The following is a 20,626-nucleotide window of genomic DNA, read 5'->3' on the forward strand; positions in this document are numbered from 1 at the left end:
TAGGACGCCGCCAAGCAACCTGAAAGGCCAGCTTTACTAAGCTGGCCTTTTTTGTCGTGCATTTTTTCTTCGTGTTTTATGACAGTCAAAAGTGGAAATAATAAAGAGTAAAGAGCAATTAGTTGAAAAAAAATAAAAAACCACTTATAGTAAGATTAAAGTCAAATATAGTCAAAGTCAAGTGAAGGAGGGGGCTGAGTGGGGCAAAACATTTCCGATATCATCGAACAATATTTAAAACAAATATTAGAAAAAAACGGGAAGGAAATTTTGGAGATTAAACGGAGCGAAATCGCCGATAAGTTCCAGTGCGTACCTTCTCAGATCAATTACGTGATCAATACGCGGTTCACAAGTGAACGCGGGTATATTGTTGAAAGCAAACGAGGCGGCGGAGGATATATCCGAATTATTAAAATTAAAATGAACGACAAAATCGATTTGATCAATAATATTTTGGATCAAATCTACACAAGGCTTTCGCAGGCTGCTTCAGATGACATCATTTTACGGCTTTTGGAAAATGGAGTGATCACGGAAAGTGAAGCAAAATTGATGGTCAGTGTAATGGATCGTTCTGTTCTATATATTGATTTACCTGAACGCGATGAGTTAAGAGCTAGAATGATGAAAGCTATGCTGCAATCACTGAAATTTAAGTAAAGAGGGTGAAAAGCGTGATATGTCAAGAATGTAAAGAAAGGCCGGCAACTTTTCACTTTACGAAAGTCATTAATGGCGAGAAACAAGAAATGCATATTTGCGAACAATGTGCGAAAGAGAACAGTGAATCATACTCTATGAATGAGAACAACGGATTTTCTATTCATAATTTATTATCCGGTTTGTTGAATTTTGATTCATCATTTACAAACACCGGGGAGGCTCAGCTTTTTCAGCAGCCTGAACAAGTCTTGCGCTGCAAAAAGTGCAATATGTCATTCCCCGAATTCCGAAAAACAGGGCGTTTTGGATGTTCGGAGTGCTATAAAACATTTCACTCTTACATCACCCCGATTTTACGAAAAGTCCATAGTGGCAACACCGTCCATGCTGGAAAAATTCCGAAGCGGATCGGCGGAAACCTACATGTGAGAAGACAAATCGATACGTTGAAAAGAGAGCTTAACGAATTGATTCAGCAGGAGGAGTTTGAAAAAGCGGCCAATGTCAGGGACCAGATCAGGTCACTAGAACAAAACTTAAACACAAACAATAAGGAGGGGGAAGACTGATGTCACTGCAGCATTTTATTCAGGACGCTTTAAGCAATTGGATGCGGCAAGAAGGCCCTGAAAGTGACATCGTGCTGAGCAGCAGGATTCGTCTTGCCCGCAATTTAGAGAAAGTCCGATTTCCCACACTTTTTTCAAATGAAGAGGCTTCAGCCATTATTGCCTTATTTGAAGAGCAATTCACCGGATATGAAGTGCCGGGCATCGGTAAGTTTGAACTGGTGAAAATGGAGCAGCTTCAGCCGCTGGAGAAAAGGGTGCTTGTTGAGAAGCATTTGATCAGCCCGCATTTGACAGAAGCCTCTTTCGGTGCGTGCCTTCTTTCTGAAAATGAAGAGGTCAGCATTATGCTGAATGAAGAGGACCATGTCCGCATTCAATGCCTGTTCCCTGGGTTTCAGCTGTCTGAAGCTTTAAAAGCAACCAATCAAGTCGATGATTGGATTGAAGAAAGAATCGATTACGCTTTCTCTGAGCAAAGAGGCTATTTGACAAGCTGCCCTACGAATGTGGGAACGGGACTCAGGGCATCTGTCATGATGCACCTTCCTGCTCTCGTATTAACAAGGCAAATTAATCGAATTATACCGGCAATTAATCAATTGGGCCTTGTGGTTAGAGGAATTTACGGTGAAGGCAGCGAAGCTTTAGGGAATATCTTTCAAATTTCGAATCAAATCACTCTTGGAAAATCGGAGCATGACATTGTTGAAGACCTTAACAGCGTGGTTGCCCAGTTAATCGAACAAGAACGGTCTGCGAGGAGGGCGCTTTATCAGACTTCGCAAATCGAGCTTGAAGACCGTGTCTACAGATCTTACGGCGTTTTATCGAACTGTCGGATGATCGAATCAAAAGAGACGGCAAGATGCCTTTCAGACGTTCGGCTCGGAATTGACCTCGGTATCATTAAAGGTCTTTCGAGGAATATATTGAATGAGCTGATGATTCTAACTCAGCCCGGTTTCCTGCAGCAATATTCGGGAGGCGCATTAAGGGCTAACGAGAGGGACATCAGGAGAGCAGCCCTCATCAGAGAACGATTGAAATTAGAAAACAACGGCAATAGACAGGAGGATGAAACGGTATGATGTTTGGAAGATTCACAGAAAGAGCACAAAAAGTATTGGCGCTTGCCCAAGAAGAGGCTCTGCGTCTCGGGCACAATAATATTGGAACTGAGCATATCCTGCTGGGACTTGTCCGCGAGGGAGAAGGGATTGCTGCAAAGGCGCTGCAGGCGCTGGGACTCAGCCCCGATAAAATACAAAAAGAGGTCGAAAGCCTGATCGGCCGCGGACAGGAAATGTCCCAGTCCATTCACTATACACCGAGGGCAAAAAAAGTGACGGAACTTGCGATGGATGAAGCGAGGAAGCTCGGGCATTCATATGTCGGAACCGAGCACATCCTCCTGGGATTAATTCGTGAAGGCGAAGGCGTCGCTGCCAGAGTGCTGAACAATTTGGGCGTCAGCTTGAATAAAGCAAGACAACAGGTGCTGCAGCTGTTGGGCAGCAATGAGAGCGGAGGCGGTGCGTCCGGGGCAAATAGCAATGCCAACACACCTACCTTGGACAGCCTCGCCCGCGATTTGACCGCGATTGCGAAAGAGGACAGCCTCGATCCGGTCATCGGGCGCAGCAAAGAAATTCAGCGCGTCATCGAAGTACTGAGCCGCAGAACGAAAAACAATCCTGTGTTAATCGGGGAGCCCGGCGTCGGTAAGACAGCGATAGCTGAAGGCTTAGCCCAGCAGATTATCAATAATGAAGTACCTGAAATTTTACGCGACAAGCGGGTGATGACGCTTGATATGGGAACTGTTGTTGCAGGTACAAAATACCGCGGGGAATTTGAAGACCGCCTTAAAAAAGTAATGGACGAAATCCGTCAGGCAGGAAACATCATCCTGTTTATCGATGAACTTCATACATTAATTGGTGCAGGCGGCGCTGAAGGCGCAATTGACGCCTCCAATATCCTGAAGCCTTCCCTGGCGCGCGGAGAATTGCAATGCATCGGGGCTACAACACTTGACGAATATCGTAAATACATTGAAAAAGACGCTGCGCTTGAACGGCGCTTTCAGCCGATTCAGGTAGACCAGCCGTCACCTGAGGAAAGCATTCAGATTTTGAAAGGGCTGCGTGACCGTTATGAAGCACATCACCGCGTCTCTATCACTGACGAAGCGATCGAAGCCGCTGTTAAACTGTCAGACCGGTATATTTCCGACCGCTTCCTGCCTGACAAAGCGATCGATTTAATCGATGAGGCCGGTTCAAAGGTTCGCCTGCGTTCATTTACAACGCCTCCTAACCTGAAAGAGCTTGAACAAAAGCTCGATGAAGTCCGTAAAGAAAAAGATGCCGCAGTTCAAAGCCAGGAATTTGAAAAAGCAGCGTCATTGCGTGATACGGAGCAGCGTTTGCGGGAACAGGTAGAAGAAACGAAGAAAACGTGGAAAGAAAAGCAGGGGCAAGAAAACTCCGAAGTGACGGTTGACGATATTGCGATGGTTGTATCAAGCTGGACCGGAGTGCCTGTGTCAAAAATCGCTCAGACTGAAACAGATAAGCTGCTGAATATGGAAAGCATTCTTCATTCGCGGGTTATCGGTCAGGATGAAGCGGTAGTCGCCGTTGCGAAAGCAGTAAGACGTGCGCGCGCCGGACTGAAAGATCCGAAACGTCCGATCGGCTCGTTTATTTTCCTCGGACCGACCGGCGTCGGCAAAACAGAGCTTGCCCGCGCGCTTGCGGAATCGATTTTCGGTGATGAAGAAGCGATGATCCGCATCGATATGTCAGAGTATATGGAGAAGCATTCGACATCAAGACTCGTCGGTTCTCCTCCGGGATATGTCGGCTATGATGAGGGCGGACAGCTTACTGAAAAGGTGAGAAGAAAACCTTATTCAGTCGTCCTGCTCGATGAGATTGAAAAAGCCCACCCTGACGTCTTCAATATTCTGCTGCAAGTGCTTGAAGACGGCCGTTTGACCGATTCAAAAGGACGCACTGTTGACTTTAGAAATACGATCCTGATTATGACGTCAAACGTCGGCGCAAGCGAGCTGAGAAGAAATAAATACGTCGGGTTTAACGTACAGGACGAAACGCAGAATTACAAAGATATGAAAGACAAAGTGATGGGCGAATTAAAACGCGCCTTCAGACCGGAGTTCATCAACCGGATTGATGAAATTATCGTTTTCCACTCACTGGAGAAAAAACATTTGAAAGACATCGTCTCCCTCATGTCAGACCAATTGACAAAGCGTCTGAAAGAACAGGACCTTTCCATTGAATTGACAGAGGCGGCAAAAGAAAAAATCGCCGAAGAAGGCGTTGACCTTGAATACGGAGCCCGTCCGCTCAGAAGAGCCATCCAGAAACACGTCGAAGACCGGCTGTCTGAAGAGCTCTTGAAGGGCAATATTACAAAAGGACAGCATATCGTGCTCGATGTAGAAAACGGAGAGTTTGTCGTAAAAACAGAAGCTAAAACGAACTAATATAGAGAAAAAAGAAAGAGGCATACGTTTGACCAGTATGCCTCACTTTCTTATAAAAGGGAGATTTAAAAAATCTATGGCTAAAACAAAGACTAAATTTATCTGCCAATCGTGCGGTTATGAGTCCGCCAAGTGGATGGGAAAGTGCCCGGGATGCGGCGCATGGAACACGATGGTGGAAGAAACGGTTAAAAAGCCGGCCGCCAACCGAAGAACCGCTTTTGCACATTCCGTTCAAAGGGTTCAGAAACCGTCGCCCATCTCATCGATCGAAACGACGGAAGAGCCGCGAATCAAGACGAAACTGGGCGAATTCAACCGTGTGTTGGGCGATGGAATCGTCAAGGGCTCGCTTGTCTTAATCGGAGGCGATCCCGGTATCGGAAAGTCGACATTGCTGCTGCAGGTATCTGCCCAGCTTGCCGATGCCAATGAAAACGTCCTGTACATATCAGGAGAAGAATCTGTCAAACAAACAAAGCTGAGAGCGGACCGGCTTGGGATCAACAATTCAACTCTGCACGTTTTATCTGAAACCGATATGGAGTATATTACGTCTTCTATAGAAGAGATGAACCCTTCATTTGTTGTGGTGGATTCGATTCAAACCGTTTATCAAAGCGACATTACCTCTGCCCCGGGCAGCGTGTCCCAGGTAAGGGAGTGTACCGCGGAGCTGATGAGGATTGCCAAAACAAAAGGAATTCCGATTTTTATCGTCGGACACGTCACGAAAGAAGGATCGATTGCCGGACCGAGACTGCTTGAACATATGGTCGACACCGTCCTTTATTTTGAAGGGGAGAGGCATCATACCTTCCGGATTTTACGAGCCGTCAAAAACCGGTTCGGTTCGACAAATGAAATGGGGATTTTTGAGATGAGGGAAGAAGGCCTCACAGAGGTGCTGAACCCGTCGGAAATTTTTCTTGAAGAGCGTTCGGCGGGCGCAGCCGGATCGAGCGTCGTAGCGTCAATGGAAGGGACGAGGCCGGTCCTCGTCGAAATTCAGGCGCTGATTTCGCCGACAAGCTTCGGCAATCCCCGCAGGATGGCTACCGGGATCGATCATAACCGTGTGTCGCTATTGATGGCCGTGCTGGAAAAAAGGGTCGGTCTGCTTCTTCAAAACCAGGATGCCTATTTAAAAGTTGCCGGCGGCGTGAAGCTCGACGAACCGGCGATAGACCTTGCCGTTGCCGTGAGCATTGCGTCAAGCTTCCGGGATACCCCGCCGAGTCCGACCGATTGTTTTATAGGTGAGGTCGGGCTGACAGGAGAGGTCCGCAGAGTATCGAGAATCGAACAGAGGGTTCAGGAAGCGGCCAAGCTCGGGTTCAAGAGAATGATCATCCCTGCCGCAAATGCGGACGGATGGACAAAACCGAAAGGAATTGAGGTCGTCGGTGTTGAAAATGTAGCTGAGGCTCTTCGAACTTCATTAGGAGGATCATAATAGATGGAAAAAGAAAAAAAAGGAGCGAAACAGGACCTTTCAGAAATTTTGCAGTTTGTCGCGCCGGGGACGCCCCTCCGCGAGGGAATCGAAAATGTGCTGCGGGCGAAAACGGGCGGGTTAATCGTCGTCGGTTTTAACGATAAAGTAAAAGAGGTTGTTGACGGCGGATTTCACATTAATTCCGCTTTTTCACCCGCCCATTTGTACGAGCTTGCGAAAATGGACGGTGCGATTATTCTGAGCGATTCGGGACAGAAAATTCTCTATGCCAATACGCAGCTCATGCCGGAAGCCACGATTCCTTCCTCGGAAACAGGGATGAGGCACAGAACCGCGGAGCGTGTGGCAAAGCAGACAGGGTGCCTGATCATCGCCATATCCGAAAGACGGAATGTGATCACGCTTTATCAGGAAAACATGAAATATATTTTAAAAGATATCGGCTTTATTTTAACAAAAGCCAATCAGGCGATTCAGACTCTTGAAAAATACAAGCTGATTTTAGACAATGCCATTTCGACATTGAGCGCTTTGGAGTTCGAAGAGCTCGTCACATTCGGCGACGTCATTTCCGTGATGCATCGCTATGAAATGGTGCTGAGAATCAAAAATGAGATTAATATGTATATTAAAGAGCTGGGCACGGAAGGACATTTAATCAGGCTCCAAGTCAGCGAGCTGATCACGGACATGGAGCAGGAAGCGGCCCTCTTTGTGAAAGACTATGTCAAAGAAAAAATCAAAGACCCGTTCGTCCTTTTAAAACAGCTTCAAGATATGTCAAGCTTTGAATTGCTGGATGATTCCATTCTGCTGAAGCTTCTAGGTTATTCAGCTACTACGAATATGGAGGAATATGTGTTCCCGCGCGGTTACAGACTTCTTCATAAAATACCCCGTCTTCCTATGCCGATCGTCGAAAATGTTGTTGAAGCGTTTGGCCATTTAAAGCTTATTATCGAGGCTGATGTAAAAGAATTAGATGAAGTGGAAGGAATTGGAGCTGTTCGTGCCCAAAAGATAAAGAAAGGGTTAAAACGGCTTCAGGAAAAACATTATATCGATAGACAGCTGTAAGAAATTTTCATGGAACCGATTAAAAATTGCAATTTATGGGTATATTATTTTTACTTTTTGTTTTCCCTTTAAACAGCTGCTTTCATAAAAAATAAACGATAATAAAAGGAGGTGAAGGTATGTTGAAGCGAATAGTTTTAGCGTTCTTTGCGATTTTGGGAGGCGTTACCGGTATTTTTCTAATACCGGAATTGTTTGTGCTGTTAAACGCACAGGACATACCTTTAATAACAAACCCGTATACGTCCGCTTGTTTGGGAGCCGTCATCTTTTTTCTGCTGGGCATCTGGTGTGCGGATCATGTGATCAACTGGGTGAAAGGGATTGAGGATTCTCTAATAAAAGCGCCTGTATCAGATTTGCTGTTCGGATCTTTAGGATTAATCTTCGGACTTATGCTAGCTTTCCTAATCGTCAATGTCATCCCGTTAAAAAACATCCCGTATCAGCTGATCAGTACGGTCATCCCGATCGTTCTCGCCGCTTTTCTCGGCTATCTCGGATTCCGGGTAGGCTTTAAGAAAAAAGATGAGATGCTCACGCTGTTCTCGTCCCGGAAGAAAAAAGGAAATGCTGAAGAAGAGCGGACTGAAGAGGACAAAAAGCTGAAAATTTTAGATACAAGTGTTATTATTGATGGGAGAATTGCTGATATTTGTCAGACCGGATTTCTCGAAGGTGTCATTGTGATTCCGCAGTTTGTGCTGGAAGAGCTCCAGCATATCGCCGACTCTTCTGACGTCCTTAAACGAAACAGGGGACGAAGAGGGCTTGATATTTTAAACCGGATTCAAAAGGAACTGGATATCAAAGTTGAAATCTATGAAGGCGACTTTGAGGATATTCAAGAGGTCGATAGCAAACTGGTCAAGCTTGCAAAGCTGACGTCCGGGGTCGTCGTCACAAACGATTTCAATTTAAACAAAGTATGCGAGCTTCAGAAAGTCGCCGTATTGAACATAAATGATCTGGCCAACGCCGTTAAACCTGTCGTGCTTCCAGGGGAAGAAATGAAAGTGCAGGTGATTAAAGACGGTAAGGAACATAACCAGGGCGTGGCGTATTTGGACGATGGCACAATGATTGTTGTAGAAGAGGGACGAAACTATATCGGCAAACACATTGATGTGCTTGTAACCAGTGTGCTGCAGACAGCGGCCGGCAGAATGATTTTCGCCAAGCCGAAACTGCTGGAAAAGGCGCTTTAAAAAGGGAGACAGAAGATGAATTACGAAGTCGTCATTCCTGCCGCCGGACAAGGCAAACGAATGAATGCCGGGAAAAACAAACTGTTTATCGAGGCAAAAGGACTGCCAGTCATTATTCATACATTAAAGGTGTTTGAAGACCATGACGCCTGCAAAAGGATCATTCTTGTTATCAATAAGCGCGAATTCGGCGAATTTGACAACCTTTTGAAAAAGCATCATTTCAGGACACCGATCGAGATCGTTCCGGGCGGTAAAGAACGCCAGCAAAGCGTTTTTCAAGGCGTTAAAGCTGCTGGAAACGAAGAGATCGTTTTGGTTCATGACGGAGCCAGACCCTTTATTAAACGGGAGCATATCGAAGAGCTTGTCATGAAAGCGAAACAAACGGGGGCAGCGATCGTTGCCGTACCCGTAAAAGACACGATAAAACGCGTTCAAGACGAAGAGATAGCCGGAACGATTGAACGTTCAAGCTTGTGGGCCGCTCAAACCCCACAAGCTTTTCGTCTTTCTATTTTAATGAACGCCCATACCGAAGCTGAAGCAAAAGGCTTTCTCGGGACGGATGACGCGAGTCTTGTCGAGGAAGCCGGAGGCAAGGTCGCCATTATTCATGGGGATTATCAAAACATTAAGCTGACGACCCCTGATGACTTGCTTGTTGCCGAAGCGATATTAGAAGCGGAAAGAAGGAATGAACATGTTTAGAATTGGTCAAGGTTTTGACGTCCATCAGCTCACAGAAGGCAGACCGCTTATTATAGGGGGCGTCACGATTCCTTATGAGAAAGGGCTTCTGGGGCACTCCGACGCTGATGTGCTTTTGCATACGGTTGCGGATGCCTGCCTTGGCGCCATTGGCGAAGGTGATATCGGAAAGCATTTTCCCGATACGGATCCGGAATTCAAAGATGCCGATTCTTTCAAGCTGCTTCAGCATGTGTGGGCGCTTGTGAAAGAAAAAGGCTACACGCTTGGGAACCTTGATTGTACAATCATCGCCCAAAAACCAAAGATGGCTCCTTATATCGATGACATGAGAGCCAGAATTGCTGAGGGTTTGGAAGCGGATGTGTCGCAAATTAATGTAAAAGCGACAACGACGGAAAAGCTCGGATTTACGGGAAGAGCTGAAGGAATCGCTGCTCAGGCTTCCGTTCTGCTCCAAAAGGCATAATTCATTTTGAAGACCATTTCATTTGATGATAGAATAAATATAAATTTGAACTCTGATTGAGACGAAAGGAAGTTTGACAGATGGGAAACGAAGTTCGGGTCCGTTATGCACCGAGCCCTACCGGCCATTTACATATCGGAAATGCAAGAACCGCTCTCTTCAATTATTTATTTGCCCGCAGCCAAGGCGGAAAATTCATTATCCGGATTGAAGACACGGATAAAAAGCGGAATATCGAAGGCGGGGAGCAGAGCCAGCTCAACTACTTGAAGTGGCTCGGCATCGATTGGGATGAAAGCATCGATGTCGGCGGAGAATATGGACCGTACCGTCAATCTGAAAGAAATGACATTTACAAAACATATTATGACGAGCTTCTTGAGAAAGGCCTCGCCTATAAGTGCTACTGTACAGAGGAAGAGCTTGAAAAAGAGCGCGAGGAACAGGCGGCCCGCGGAGAAATGCCGCGCTACTCCGGAAAATGCCGCAACCTGACAAAAGAAGAACAGGAAAAGCTTGAGGCTGAAGGAAGGAAGCCGAGCATCCGCTTTAAAGTTCCTCAAGGGGAAGTCATCACCTTCAAGGATATCGTCAAAGATGAGATTTCATTCGAGTCGGACGGCATCGGCGATTTCGTTATCGTTAAAAAAGACGGAACGCCAACCTACAATTTCGCGGTAGCAGTCGATGACTATTTAATGAAAATGACGCATGTGCTTCGCGGGGAAGACCACATTTCAAATACGCCGAAGCAGATTATGATCTACAATGCGTTTGGCTGGGATATCCCGGTATTTGGACATATGACGCTGATCGTCAACGAAAATCGCAAAAAGCTCAGCAAACGGGATGAATCGATCATCCAGTTTATCGAGCAATATGAAGAGCTCGGCTATCTGCCGGAAGCGCTGTTCAACTTTATCGCGCTGCTCGGATGGTCTCCGGTCGGAGAAGAAGAGCTGTTTACAAAAGAGCAGTTTATCGAGATATTTGATGTGAACCGTTTGTCAAAATCACCGGCTGTGTTTGACGCGCATAAACTGAAATGGGTCAACAACCAGTATGTGAAAAAGCTTGACCTTGATCAGGTCATCGATCTCGCGGTACCACATTTGCAAAAAGCCGGCAAAGTATCTGAAGAGCTTTCCGAGAGCGAACGCGAATGGGTCTGCAAGCTGATTTCCCTATACCAGGATCAATTAAGCTACGGCGCTGAAATCGTCGAGTTAACAGAGTTGTTCTTTAAAGAAGAAATCGAGTATAATCGTGAAGCAAGGACTGTTTTAGATGAAGAGCAGGTGCCTGAAGTGCTGAGTGCATTCGCCGAACAGCTCGAACAGCTCGAAGAATTCACCGCAGATCAGATCAAAGCATCGATCAAAGCAGTTCAAAAAGAAACGGGGCATAAAGGGAAAAAACTGTTTATGCCGATCCGCGTCGCGACAACCGGACAGACACACGGTCCGGAGCTGCCGCAGTCCATTGAATTATTAGGAAAAGACACCGTATTAAAACGTCTGAGTACATTGATCAATAAGTAAAATCGTTGACAGGGAGAAGTATAAAGCCAGCGGCCTTTAAAGAGAGAGTCTTCATCGGCTGGAAAAGACTTAAGCGCCGGGCTTTAGAAATGCACCTCTTGAGACCTTTGAAGAACGTTCGCGAAACAAGTATTCAAAGGCGGTATCCGCCGTTATGGATTCGAGTTTGAGAAAACAGATCCGCTGTTTTCTAAACAGAGTGGAACCGCGTGTAAAAAGCGTCTCTGTCATCAGACAGAGGCGTTTTTTTATACGCAAAACAGATAACAGCAGAAAGCAGGAAGCGGGGAACGGGGGGAAATCGTGTGTTCTTTAAAATGCTGAAAGAAGATGTAGATGTCGTATTTGAACAAGATCCGGCTGCGAGAAGCTACATCGAAGTCATATTAACATATTCAGGGTTACATGCTATATGGGCGCATCGAATTGCACATGCTTTATATAAGAGAAAAAGGTTTTTCATCGCCAGAGCGATCTCTCAAATTGCCCGCTTCTTCACCGGGATTGAAATCCATCCGGGAGCCAAGATCGGCAGGCGCTTTTTCATCGATCACGGGATGGGGGTCGTGATCGGCGAAACGTGTGAGATCGGAAACAATGTAACGGTCTTTCAGGGCGTTACGCTCGGAGGAACAGGAAAAGAAAAAGGAAAACGGCATCCGACAATAGAGGATGATGCCATGATTTCAACGGGAGCTAAGGTGCTTGGTTCGATTACGATCGGAAGAGGCTCGAAGATCGGCGCCGGTTCGGTCGTCCTGCACGATGTACCTGAATGCTCCACCGTTGTCGGCATTCCCGGACGCGTCGTGGTGCAAAACGGAAAGAAAATTAAACGCGATCTGAACCATCAGGATTTGCCGGATCCCGTTGCCGACCGCTTCAAAGAATTAGAGAACGAAATCAGGCAGCTGAAACAGGAGCTTTTAGAGAAAAGAAAGGGAAGATGAGTTGTGACCATTACACTTTATAATACGCTGACAAGAAAAAAAGAGCCGTTTGTGCCTCTTGAAGAAGGCAAGGTCAAAATGTATGTGTGCGGCCCGACCGTATATAATTACATTCACATTGGAAATGCAAGGCCGGCCATCGTATATGATACGGTCAGAAAATATTTGGAGTATAAAGGCTATGATGTTCACTACGTCTCAAACTTTACCGACGTGGATGACAAACTGATCAAAGCGGCAAATGAGCTTGGAGAAGAAGTGCCGGTCATTGCCGACCGGTTTATCAAGGCATATTTTGAGGATGTCGGTGCGCTCGGCTGCTCAAAAGCCGACTGCCATCCGCGGGTAACCGAAAACATGGACGACATCATCGAGTTTATCCAGACGCTCATTGATAAAGGCTATGCCTATGAAGCGGACGGTGATGTTTACTATAAAACAAGGTCGTTCAAAGACTACGGAAAACTATCGCATCAATCGATCGACGAATTGAGATCCGGCGCCCGGATTCAAGTGGGCGAGAAAAAAGAAGATGCCCTCGATTTCGCTTTATGGAAAGCGGCGAAAGAAAACGAAATCTTCTGGGATAGCCCTTGGGGCAAAGGCCGTCCGGGCTGGCACATCGAATGCTCCGCCATGGCGAAAAAATATTTGGGGGATTCGATCGATATCCATGCAGGAGGCCAGGATTTGACCTTCCCGCACCACGAAAACGAAATTGCCCAGTCTGAAGCTTTAACCGGCAAACTGTTTGCGAAATATTGGCTTCATAACGGCTACATCAATATTGATAATGAGAAAATGTCAAAATCGCTCGGAAATTTTGTGCTTGTGCATGACATCATTAAAGAGCACGATCCGCAAGTGCTGCGGTTTTTCATGCTCTCCGTTCACTACAGGCATCCGATCAACTATTCAGCCGAACTTCTCGAAAATACAAAAAATGCTTTTGGCCGCTTAAAAACGGCTTATAGCAATTTGCAGCATCGCCTGAAAAGCAGTACAAATTTAACAGAGGGCGATTCCGAATGGCTTGAGAAAATCGAGGAGCAGAGGGAAGCCTTTGTTGCGGCAATGGACGATGACTTCAACACGGCGAATGCGATTTCTGTCCTGTTTGACCTGGCTAAGCATGCCAATTATTATTTGCAGGAAAAGAACACCGCTGAACGCGTGATTCAAGCGTTCATTCAAATGTTTGACGAGATCTGCTCCGTTCTCGGATTCTCTCTTCAGGAGCAGGAGCTGCTTGACAAGGATATTGAAGAGCTTATTGAAAAGAGAAACGAAGCCCGCAGAAACAGAGACTTTGCTACGTCTGATCAAATACGCGATCAGCTCAAAAGCATGAACATCATTTTGGAGGATACTCCTCAAGGAACGCGCTGGAAAAGAGGAGAATCGTAAACATGAATTTGGAAGCCATTAAAGACGCCAAACAATTAAACGGTTTGGCGCTTGCCTACATGGGTGATGCCGTTTTGGAAATCTACGTCAGGCATCACCTGTTAAAGCAAGGTATGACAAAGCCCAATGATCTCCACAAGCACTCGAGCCGCTATGTTTCGGCAAAAGCGCAGGCGAGCATGCTGTTTGCCCTTGAAGAGCAGGATTTTTTTACAGAAGAAGAAAAGGCCGTGCTCAGAAGAGGGAGAAATGCAAAATCCGGAACAGTGCCTAAAAATACGGATGTCCAAACATACCGTTACAGCACAGCTTTCGAAGCCGTTATTGGATATCTTTTTCTTGAGAAAAAAGAAGCGAGACTTGAAGAGATCATAAACAAAGCGTTGGAAATACGGGACGGCAGGGAGGAAGTCAAATGAGCCAGCAGCACGATTACGTCATAGGGAAAAACGCGGTAATTGAAACGTTAAAATCCGGCCGTGAACTGTACAAGTTATGGATGGCGGAAAACACGGTGAAGGGACAGGCACAGCAGGTCGTTGAACTCGCCGCGAAAAAAGGAATCACGATTCATTATGTCCCCCGCAAAAAGCTCGATCAAATGGTTTCCGGCCAGCATCAAGGCGTCGTCGCTCAAGTCGCGGCTTATGAATACGCCGAGCTGGATGACCTTTTTCAAAAGGCCGAGGACAGGAATGAGCAGCCGTTTTTTATCGTTTTAGATGAAATCGAAGACCCGCATAATCTCGGATCGATCATGCGTACGGCTGACGCGGTCGGCGCCCATGGGATCATCATTCCAAAAAGGCGTGCCGTCGGCCTTACGACAACCGTCGCCAAAGCCTCAACAGGAGCGATCGAGCATATACCGGTCGTGAAGGTGACGAACCTTTCGCGGACATTGGAAGAATTGAAAGAACGGGGCATATGGATCGTCGGCACCGATGCGTCGGGGCGGCAGGATTACAGGTCGCTTGACGGAAACATGCCGCTCGCGCTTGTGATCGGAAGCGAAGGCAAAGGTATGGGAAGGCTTGTCAAGGAGTCATGCGATTTCCTCATTCGCCTCCCGATGGCGGGGAAAGTCACGTCCCTAAACGCTTCGGTTGCAGCGGGACTGTTGATGTACGAAGTGTACCGGAAACGAAGCCCCTTGGGAGAATAGAAAAGGATGGATATCCTTTTAGTCGACGGTTATAACATGATTGGGGCGTGGCCTCAGCTGAAGGATCTGAAAGCGAACAGCTTCGAGGAAGCAAGGGACCTTTTGATTCAAAAAATGGCGGAATATCAAGCTTACACCGGTTTTCGGGTGATTGTCGTATTCGATGCGCATCTCGTGAAAGGAATCGAGAAGAAAAAGATCAATCACCGGGTAGAGGTGATTTTCACGAGGGAGAATGAGACGGCTGACGAACGGATTGAAAAACTGGCGTCAGACCTGAACAATATTCAGACGCAAATCCACGTGGCCACATCCGATTATACCGAGCAGTGGGCGATCTTTGGACAGGGAGCGTTGCGCAAGTCTGCGAGGGAGCTGCTGAGGGAAGTTGAAGCGATCGAAAGAAAAATCGAAAAAAGCGTCAAAAAAATTACCATGGAGCGTCCCGTCGGAAAAATCCCTTTATCTGAAGATGTTTTGAAAATATTTGAGAAATGGCGGCGCGGTGATTTGGAGTAGGTTGACGCTTTTTTGTCCATTACTGTATAATATTTCTATCTACGTGCGGTCGGGGGGATCGGAGTGAACTTAGGAAACAACCAGGGGAAATTCAGCAAAGAACAGTTCAGCAAAGAACGGTTTTGCCAGTTGGAAGACGAGCAGGTCATTGAAATGGTTCATGTCGGAGACAGTGATGCGTTAGATTACTTGATTACAAAGTACCGTAACTTTGTAAGGGCAAAAGCGAGATCCTACTTTTTAATAGGAGCCGATCGGGAGGACATCGTTCAGGAAGGAATGATCGGGCTCTACAAATCTATCCGTGATTTTAGAGAGGACAAGCTGACTTCGTTTAAAGCTTTTGCCGAATTATGCATTACCCGCCAGATTATTACCGCTATCAAAACAGCTACTCGCCAGAAACACATTCCGCTAAATTCTTATGTGTCGCTGGACAAGCCTATTTATGACGAAGAATCGGACAGGACGCTCCTCGACGTTATTTCGGGAGCTAAAGTAATGAATCCTGAGGAACTGATTATCAACCAGGAAGAGTTTGATGACATCGAGCTGAAAATGGGTGAATTGCTCAGCGATTTGGAAAGAAAAGTTCTTACGCTCTATCTCGACGGAAGATCCTATCAGGAAATATCCGAAGAATTAAACCGCCATGTAAAATCAATTGATAATGCGCTCCAGCGCGTCAAAAGGAAGCTCGAGAAATACCTGGAGCTCCGCGAAATCAGCTTGTAGGGAGACCTGCGGCATATTGACAGTGATTTTGGGACTGTGATATCTTACTAAAGAAATGATTGTCCAGAAAAAGGTGTAAACATGAAGAAAAAAATCACGTTGGCCTGTAAAAATTGCGGGAACCGTAATTATACGACAATGAAAAGCTCCGCAGCTTTGGCTGAACGGCTCGAAGTAAAGAAATACTGCAATAACTGCAATTCTCATACAGTACATCTGGAAACAAAATAGGGTTTTTGTTTTTAGGTTGTGGAGGTTTCTTACCATGGGTATTATGAAATTCTTTAAGAACGTCGGAAAAGAAATGAAGAAGGTCACGTGGCCAAAAGGAAAAGAATTAACGAGCTATACGGTCACCGTTATTACCACCGTTATCTTTTTCGTCATCTTTTTTGCACTGATCGATTCAGGAATTACTCAATTAATTCGTTTAATAGTTGAATAATGATCAGCATAACGTGTTATAATAGATCTTAATATGACTTGCCAAAAAACCCGTTCGACGGGTTTTTTCATTGTTTCAAAATATGAGGCTCGTATAAAAGAAGTGTCAGTTTCCCGGTACGGCCAATAAACATTAAGGTGTGGGGAGGGAAGGACTTAAAAGGGTCCTGAATGAGAATGGAAAAGAAATGGTATGTTGTGCATACGTACTCCGGCTACGAAAATAAGGTGAAAGCGAATTTGGAAAAACGGGTCGAGTCGATGGGGATGCAGGATAAAATCTTCCGCGTCGTCGTGCCTGAAGAAGAAGAGACAGATATTAAAAACGGCAAGAAGAAAGTTGTTAAAAAGAAGGTCTTCCCTGGCTATGTTCTTGTCGAGCTTGTCATGACGGACGACTCCTGGTATGTCGTGCGAAATACGCCGGGCGTGACGGGATTTGTCGGTTCTGCCGGATCAGGCTCGAAGCCGACGGCTCTGCTTCCGGGCGAAGCCGAAAAAATTCTGAAGCGGATGGGTCTTGAAGAACGCAAAACGGAAATCGACTTTGAACTGAAGGAAACCGTGAAGGTAATCGACGGACCGTTTGCCGATTTCACGGGCACGATCGAGGAAATCGACCATGATAAAAACAAAGTCAAGGTATTCGTTAACATGTTCGGGAGAGAGACCCCTGTTGAACTTGAATTTACTCAAGTTGACAAATTGTAATGGAAAAGCGCTTGAAATCACTATATAAAAGTGGTAATATACAAAGGTGCGTCTTGGCAAAAAGGCCAAGTCGGCTAGCTTGATATTTTTTCATCATTCATATAAAGAATGAGACCTTGAGTGGGAGGGTTCACCCTATTACCACATCACGGACTTAAGGAGGTGTGTCTCGTGGCTAAAAAAGTAGTTAAAGTTGTAAAATTGCAAATTCCTGCTGGGAAAGCGAATCCAGCTCCGCCAGTTGGTCCTGCATTAGGTCAAGCCGGTGTTAACATCATGGGATTCTGTAAGGAGTTTAACGCTCGTACATCTGACCAGGCTGGTCTTATCATTCCTGTAGAAATTTCGGTTTACGAAGACCGTTCATTTACATTTATTACAAAAACTCCGCCTGCTGCTGTACTGCTTAAAAAAGCGGCTGGAATTGAGTCAGGTTCTGGTGAGCCTAACCGTAATAAAGTCGCAACCGTTAAACGCGATAAAGTACGTGAAATCGCCGAAACAAAAATGCCTGACTTGAATGCGGCAGATGTTGAAGCGGCTATGCGTATGGTTGAAGGAACTGCCCGCAGTATGGGTATTGTGATCGAAGACTAATTTGTTTCTTTGTGGGTTGCGAGTTTGGATCAGACAAGTTCGCAACCCTTATTCGTGGGAGGTTATTTCCGCTAAAACCACTAAGGAGGAAATTTTGAAATGGCTAAAAAAGGTAAAAAGTACGTTGAAGCAGCCAAGCTTGTAGAGCGTACAAAAGCTTACGATGTAAACGAAGCGATTGAGCTCGTGAAAAAAACAAACACAGCTAAATTCGATGCCACAGTTGAAGCGGCATTCCGTTTAGGTGTTGACCCTCGTAAAAACGACCAGCAAATCCGCGGTGCAGTTGTTCTTCCAAACGGAACGGGTAAAACTCAACGCGTCCTTGTTTTCGCTAAAGGAGAAAAAGCGAAAGAAGCAGAAGCTGCTGGTGCAGATTATGTAGGTGATGTTGATTACATCAACAAAATCCAGCAAGGCTGGTTCGATTTCGATGTAATCGTTGCAACACCTGACATGATGGGTGAAGTCGGTAAAATCGGCCGCGTGCTCGGACCAAAAGGTCTTATGCCAAACCCTAAAACAGGAACGGTTACATTTGAAGTTGAAAAAGCAGTAAACGAAATCAAAGCGGGTAAAGTTGAATACCGCGTTGATAAAGCCGGAAATATTCATGTTCCGATCGGTAAAGTGTCATTCGAAGACGAGAAACTTGTTGAAAACTTCGCGACAATGTATGACACAATCTTAAAAGCAAAACCTGCTGCTGCTAAAGGTGTATACGTGAAGAACGTTTCCGTTACATCTACAATGGGACCTGGAATCAAAGTGGACCCTTCAACTTTCAACGTAAAATAATATTGACTTAGCTTGATACGTTCTGATATAATTCAAAACGTTGTAAAATAAAATATGTCCATTTATACCGTAGACAGTAGGTGCCTTCAGAGGCTTAATTTCCTACCGAGGTGTATATATATCACAGCTTTTACGCTACGTATGCTTGTATATACAGCCTCCATGTCGAATGGAGGCTTTTTATATGGAATCTGTCGTTAAAGAACGTGATCACCGAACGGTATAAGTGTTACACAAGAATCTACAGGAGGTGTAACCATGAGCAGCGCAATCGAAACAAAAAAAGTTGTTGTTGAAGAAATTACTTCTAAACTGAAAGAAAGTAAATCAACGATCATCGTTGACTATCGCGGTCTTAACGTGGCTGAAGTAACAGAACTTCGCAAACAGCTTCGCGAAGCTGGCGTTGAGTTCAAAGTCTACAAAAACACAATGACTCGCCGTGCGGTAGAACAAGCTGAGCTTGATGGTTTAAACGAGTTCTTAACTGGACCGAATGCGATCGCATTCAGCACAGAAGATGTTGTCGCTCCGGCAAAAGTTCTTAACGAGTTTGCCAAAAAGAACGAAGCTCTTGAAATCAAAGCCGGCGTTATCGAAGGCAAAGTTTCTACTGTTGAAGAAGTGAAAGCTCTTGCTGAACTTCCATCACGCGAAGGCTTGCTTTCTATGTTGCTTAGCGTACTTCAAGCTCCAGTTCGCAACCTTGCTCTTGCTGCAAAAGCTGTGGCAGATCAGAAGGAAGAACAAGGCGCTTAATCTTATCAGTCTTTAAAATTAAAACAAATGGAGGAATTACAAATGGCTTTAAATATCGAAGAAATCATTGCTTCCGTTAAAGAAGCAACTGTTCTTGAGTTGAACGAATTAGTAAAAGCAATCGAAGAAGAATTTGGCGTAACTGCTGCTGCTCCTGTAGCTGTAGCTGGCGGAGCTGTTGCCGGCGGTGCTGCTGAAGAGAAAACTGAATTTGATCTTATCCTTGCTGGTGCAGGAGACCAAAAGATCAAAGTTATCAAAGTTGTTCGTGAAATCACTGGTCTTGGCTTGAAAGAAGCTAAAGAACTTGTTGACAACACTCCAAAACCTCTTAAAGAAGGTATTGCGAAAGAAGAAGCTGAAGAGCTTAAAGCTAAACTTGAAGAAGTTGGCGCTTCTGTAGAAGTTAAGTAATCTTCACCTAATCTTTTAGGAGAAAGCTCGCTGTTAAAAGCGGGCTTTTTCTTTGCTAAATAAATGAGTTCTTTCCGCATAAGATAATCCATCTTGTCTTAAGATATCTGGAGAGTTCACCAATTGAGGAGGTTCTATGGATGACTGACCATTATTATTCGGAAAAACCTTCAGCAAAAAGCAGCAGAAAAACGTGGGCATTCCAATTAAGAAACCGGACGTTTACATTTATCAGCGACAGCGGAGTCTTTTCAAAAAAAGAGGTGGACTTCGGTTCCAGACTGCTGATCGAAGCTTTCCGTGAACCTGATCAAGACGGTGATTTTTTGGATGTGGGCTGCGGCTACGGTCCGATCGGCATTTCGCTTGCTGCGGATTTCAAAGATCGAATGGTTCATATGATCGATGTCAATGAAAGGGCTGTAGAACTTTCAAAGGAAAATGCGTTAAATAATCAGATTGAAAATGTTACGGTATATCAAAGTGATCTGTTTTCCAACGTCGAACCTGCAAAACAATTCGCTTCCATTGTCACCAATCCCCCCATACGAGCCGGGAAAAAAACGGTACACGCCATTTTTGAAAAAAGCGCTGAACATTTAAGGCCTTCAGGTGATTTGTGGGTCGTCATTCAGAAAAAGCAAGGCGGTCCTTCCGCTATTGAAAAATTAAAACAGCTTTTTGCGGACGTTGAAGTCGTCCAAAAAAAGAAAGGGTATTATATCATAAAAGCAAAAAAAGTTTGACTCGGATTTTCAGCTATGTTAACATTATAAAATGCCAATGTATATATTTTGCTTGCCGCTTTTAAGAAACGCCCAGGCCTGTATAAAATATACATTTTTGGGAACACTAATAAAATCGGTATTTTGTTTTTGGATGTGGTTTTCTAATTAGAAACCCTTTT

General features: G+C 45.3%; 23 protein-coding genes, 1 pseudogene and 2 other annotated features. All 24 genes and pseudogenes read left to right on the top strand.

Annotated elements, in window-relative coordinates; all coding sequences use genetic code 11:
- Positions 1–198: 198 nt before the first annotated feature.
- The 24 genes and pseudogenes from AB447_RS16505 (at position 199) to AB447_RS16620 (ending at position 20,465) form a co-directional block, all read left to right on the top strand.
- Positions 199–663: a CtsR family transcriptional regulator gene (locus tag AB447_RS16505; RefSeq protein ID WP_048355822.1), complete on the top strand. Its 465-nt coding sequence runs from the start codon at positions 199–201 to the stop codon at positions 661–663.
- 14 nt (positions 664–677) lie between these two features.
- The gene (locus AB447_RS16510) at positions 678–1,235 is read left to right on the top strand and encodes a protein-arginine kinase activator protein McsA (protein WP_048355823.1); all 558 of its coding nucleotides are present in this window, start codon (positions 678–680) and stop codon (positions 1,233–1,235) included.
- Positions 1,235–2,326 (top strand): protein-arginine kinase McsB, encoded by a 1,092-nt coding sequence (locus AB447_RS16515; RefSeq protein ID WP_048355824.1) that lies wholly within the window; start codon positions 1,235–1,237, stop codon positions 2,324–2,326. Before AB447_RS16510 ends, AB447_RS16515 begins: the two co-directional genes overlap by 1 nt.
- Positions 2,323–4,755 carry an ATP-dependent protease ATP-binding subunit ClpC gene (clpC, locus tag AB447_RS16520; RefSeq protein WP_006640291.1) on the top strand — a complete coding sequence of 811 codons (2,433 nt, stop codon included), beginning with the start codon at positions 2,323–2,325 and terminating at the stop codon, positions 4,753–4,755. The genes AB447_RS16515 and clpC overlap by 4 nt, the downstream gene beginning before the upstream one ends.
- A gap of 76 nt (positions 4,756–4,831) precedes the next feature.
- Complete coding sequence (radA, locus tag AB447_RS16525) at positions 4,832–6,211, top strand: DNA repair protein RadA (protein ID WP_048355825.1); 1,380 nt, start codon at positions 4,832–4,834, stop codon at positions 6,209–6,211.
- Positions 6,212–6,214: 3 nt separating this feature from the next.
- On the top strand, positions 6,215–7,291 hold the full coding sequence (gene disA, locus AB447_RS16530) for a DNA integrity scanning diadenylate cyclase DisA (protein WP_046128830.1): 1,077 nt from the start codon (positions 6,215–6,217) through the stop codon (positions 7,289–7,291).
- 119 nt (positions 7,292–7,410) lie between these two features.
- Positions 7,411–8,499, top strand: coding sequence for a PIN/TRAM domain-containing protein (locus AB447_RS16535; RefSeq protein WP_048355826.1), 1,089 nt, complete (start codon positions 7,411–7,413; stop codon positions 8,497–8,499).
- A 15-nt stretch (positions 8,500–8,514) separates the two neighbouring features.
- Positions 8,515–9,210 (top strand): 2-C-methyl-D-erythritol 4-phosphate cytidylyltransferase, encoded by a 696-nt coding sequence (gene ispD, locus AB447_RS16540; protein WP_048355827.1) that lies wholly within the window; start codon positions 8,515–8,517, stop codon positions 9,208–9,210.
- Positions 9,203–9,679: a 2-C-methyl-D-erythritol 2,4-cyclodiphosphate synthase gene (ispF, locus tag AB447_RS16545; protein WP_048355828.1), complete on the top strand. Its 477-nt coding sequence runs from the start codon at positions 9,203–9,205 to the stop codon at positions 9,677–9,679. Before ispD ends, ispF begins: the two co-directional genes overlap by 8 nt.
- Before the next feature lie 80 nt (positions 9,680–9,759).
- Positions 9,760–11,220, top strand: coding sequence for a glutamate--tRNA ligase (gltX, locus tag AB447_RS16550; protein WP_048355829.1), 1,461 nt, complete (start codon positions 9,760–9,762; stop codon positions 11,218–11,220).
- Positions 11,217–11,449 (top strand) — a binding site (T-box leader). It overlaps the preceding gene by 4 nt.
- Before the next feature lie 76 nt (positions 11,450–11,525).
- On the top strand, positions 11,526–12,170 hold the full coding sequence (gene cysE, locus AB447_RS16555; protein ID WP_048355830.1) for a serine O-acetyltransferase: 645 nt from the start codon (positions 11,526–11,528) through the stop codon (positions 12,168–12,170).
- A gap of 3 nt (positions 12,171–12,173) precedes the next feature.
- Complete coding sequence (cysS, locus tag AB447_RS16560) at positions 12,174–13,577, top strand: cysteine--tRNA ligase (RefSeq protein ID WP_048355831.1); 1,404 nt, start codon at positions 12,174–12,176, stop codon at positions 13,575–13,577.
- A 2-nt stretch (positions 13,578–13,579) separates the two neighbouring features.
- A pseudogene (locus tag AB447_RS16565) lies at positions 13,580–14,039 on the top strand (Mini-ribonuclease 3).
- A complete protein-coding gene (gene rlmB, locus AB447_RS16570) occupies positions 13,993–14,742 on the top strand; it encodes a 23S rRNA (guanosine(2251)-2'-O)-methyltransferase RlmB (protein ID WP_048355833.1) in 750 nt (249 codons plus the stop codon). Before AB447_RS16565 ends, rlmB begins: the two are co-directional and overlap by 47 nt.
- Positions 14,743–14,748: 6 nt before the next feature.
- Complete coding sequence (gene rae1 / locus AB447_RS16575; RefSeq protein ID WP_048355834.1) at positions 14,749–15,261, top strand: ribosome-dependent mRNA decay endonuclease Rae1/YacP; 513 nt, start codon at positions 14,749–14,751, stop codon at positions 15,259–15,261.
- Between the two features lie 63 nt (positions 15,262–15,324).
- Positions 15,325–15,996 (top strand): RNA polymerase sporulation sigma factor SigH, encoded by a 672-nt coding sequence (gene sigH / locus AB447_RS16580; RefSeq protein WP_048355835.1) that lies wholly within the window; start codon positions 15,325–15,327, stop codon positions 15,994–15,996.
- 81 nt (positions 15,997–16,077) lie between these two features.
- A complete protein-coding gene (rpmG, locus tag AB447_RS16585) occupies positions 16,078–16,227 on the top strand; it encodes a 50S ribosomal protein L33 (protein ID WP_006640304.1) in 150 nt (49 codons plus the stop codon).
- A gap of 34 nt (positions 16,228–16,261) precedes the next feature.
- The gene (gene secE / locus AB447_RS16590) at positions 16,262–16,441 is read left to right on the top strand and encodes a preprotein translocase subunit SecE (RefSeq protein WP_046128841.1); all 180 of its coding nucleotides are present in this window, start codon (positions 16,262–16,264) and stop codon (positions 16,439–16,441) included.
- 176 nt (positions 16,442–16,617) lie between these two features.
- A complete protein-coding gene (gene nusG / locus AB447_RS16595) occupies positions 16,618–17,151 on the top strand; it encodes a transcription termination/antitermination protein NusG (RefSeq protein WP_003178298.1) in 534 nt (177 codons plus the stop codon).
- A gap of 171 nt (positions 17,152–17,322) precedes the next feature.
- Complete coding sequence (gene rplK / locus AB447_RS16600; RefSeq protein WP_003178300.1) at positions 17,323–17,748, top strand: 50S ribosomal protein L11; 426 nt, start codon at positions 17,323–17,325, stop codon at positions 17,746–17,748.
- Positions 17,749–17,847: 99 nt separating this feature from the next.
- Complete coding sequence (gene rplA, locus AB447_RS16605; protein ID WP_046128843.1) at positions 17,848–18,546, top strand: 50S ribosomal protein L1; 699 nt, start codon at positions 17,848–17,850, stop codon at positions 18,544–18,546.
- A 49-nt stretch (positions 18,547–18,595) separates the two neighbouring features.
- Positions 18,596–18,738, top strand: a sequence feature (ribosomal protein L10 leader region).
- A 66-nt stretch (positions 18,739–18,804) separates the two neighbouring features.
- Entirely contained in the window at positions 18,805–19,305 is a 501-nt protein-coding gene (gene rplJ / locus AB447_RS16610; RefSeq protein WP_046128844.1) for a 50S ribosomal protein L10, read from the top strand.
- Positions 19,306–19,347: 42 nt separating this feature from the next.
- Positions 19,348–19,719 carry a 50S ribosomal protein L7/L12 gene (rplL, locus tag AB447_RS16615; RefSeq protein WP_048355836.1) on the top strand — a complete coding sequence of 124 codons (372 nt, stop codon included), beginning with the start codon at positions 19,348–19,350 and terminating at the stop codon, positions 19,717–19,719.
- Positions 19,720–19,859: 140 nt separating this feature from the next.
- Complete coding sequence (locus AB447_RS16620) at positions 19,860–20,465, top strand: class I SAM-dependent methyltransferase (protein WP_048355837.1); 606 nt, start codon at positions 19,860–19,862, stop codon at positions 20,463–20,465.
- Positions 20,466–20,626: the final 161 nt, after the last annotated feature.

It is taken from the genome of Bacillus glycinifermentans (assembly GCF_001042475.2).
Lineage (GTDB): Bacteria > Bacillota > Bacilli > Bacillales > Bacillaceae > Bacillus > Bacillus glycinifermentans.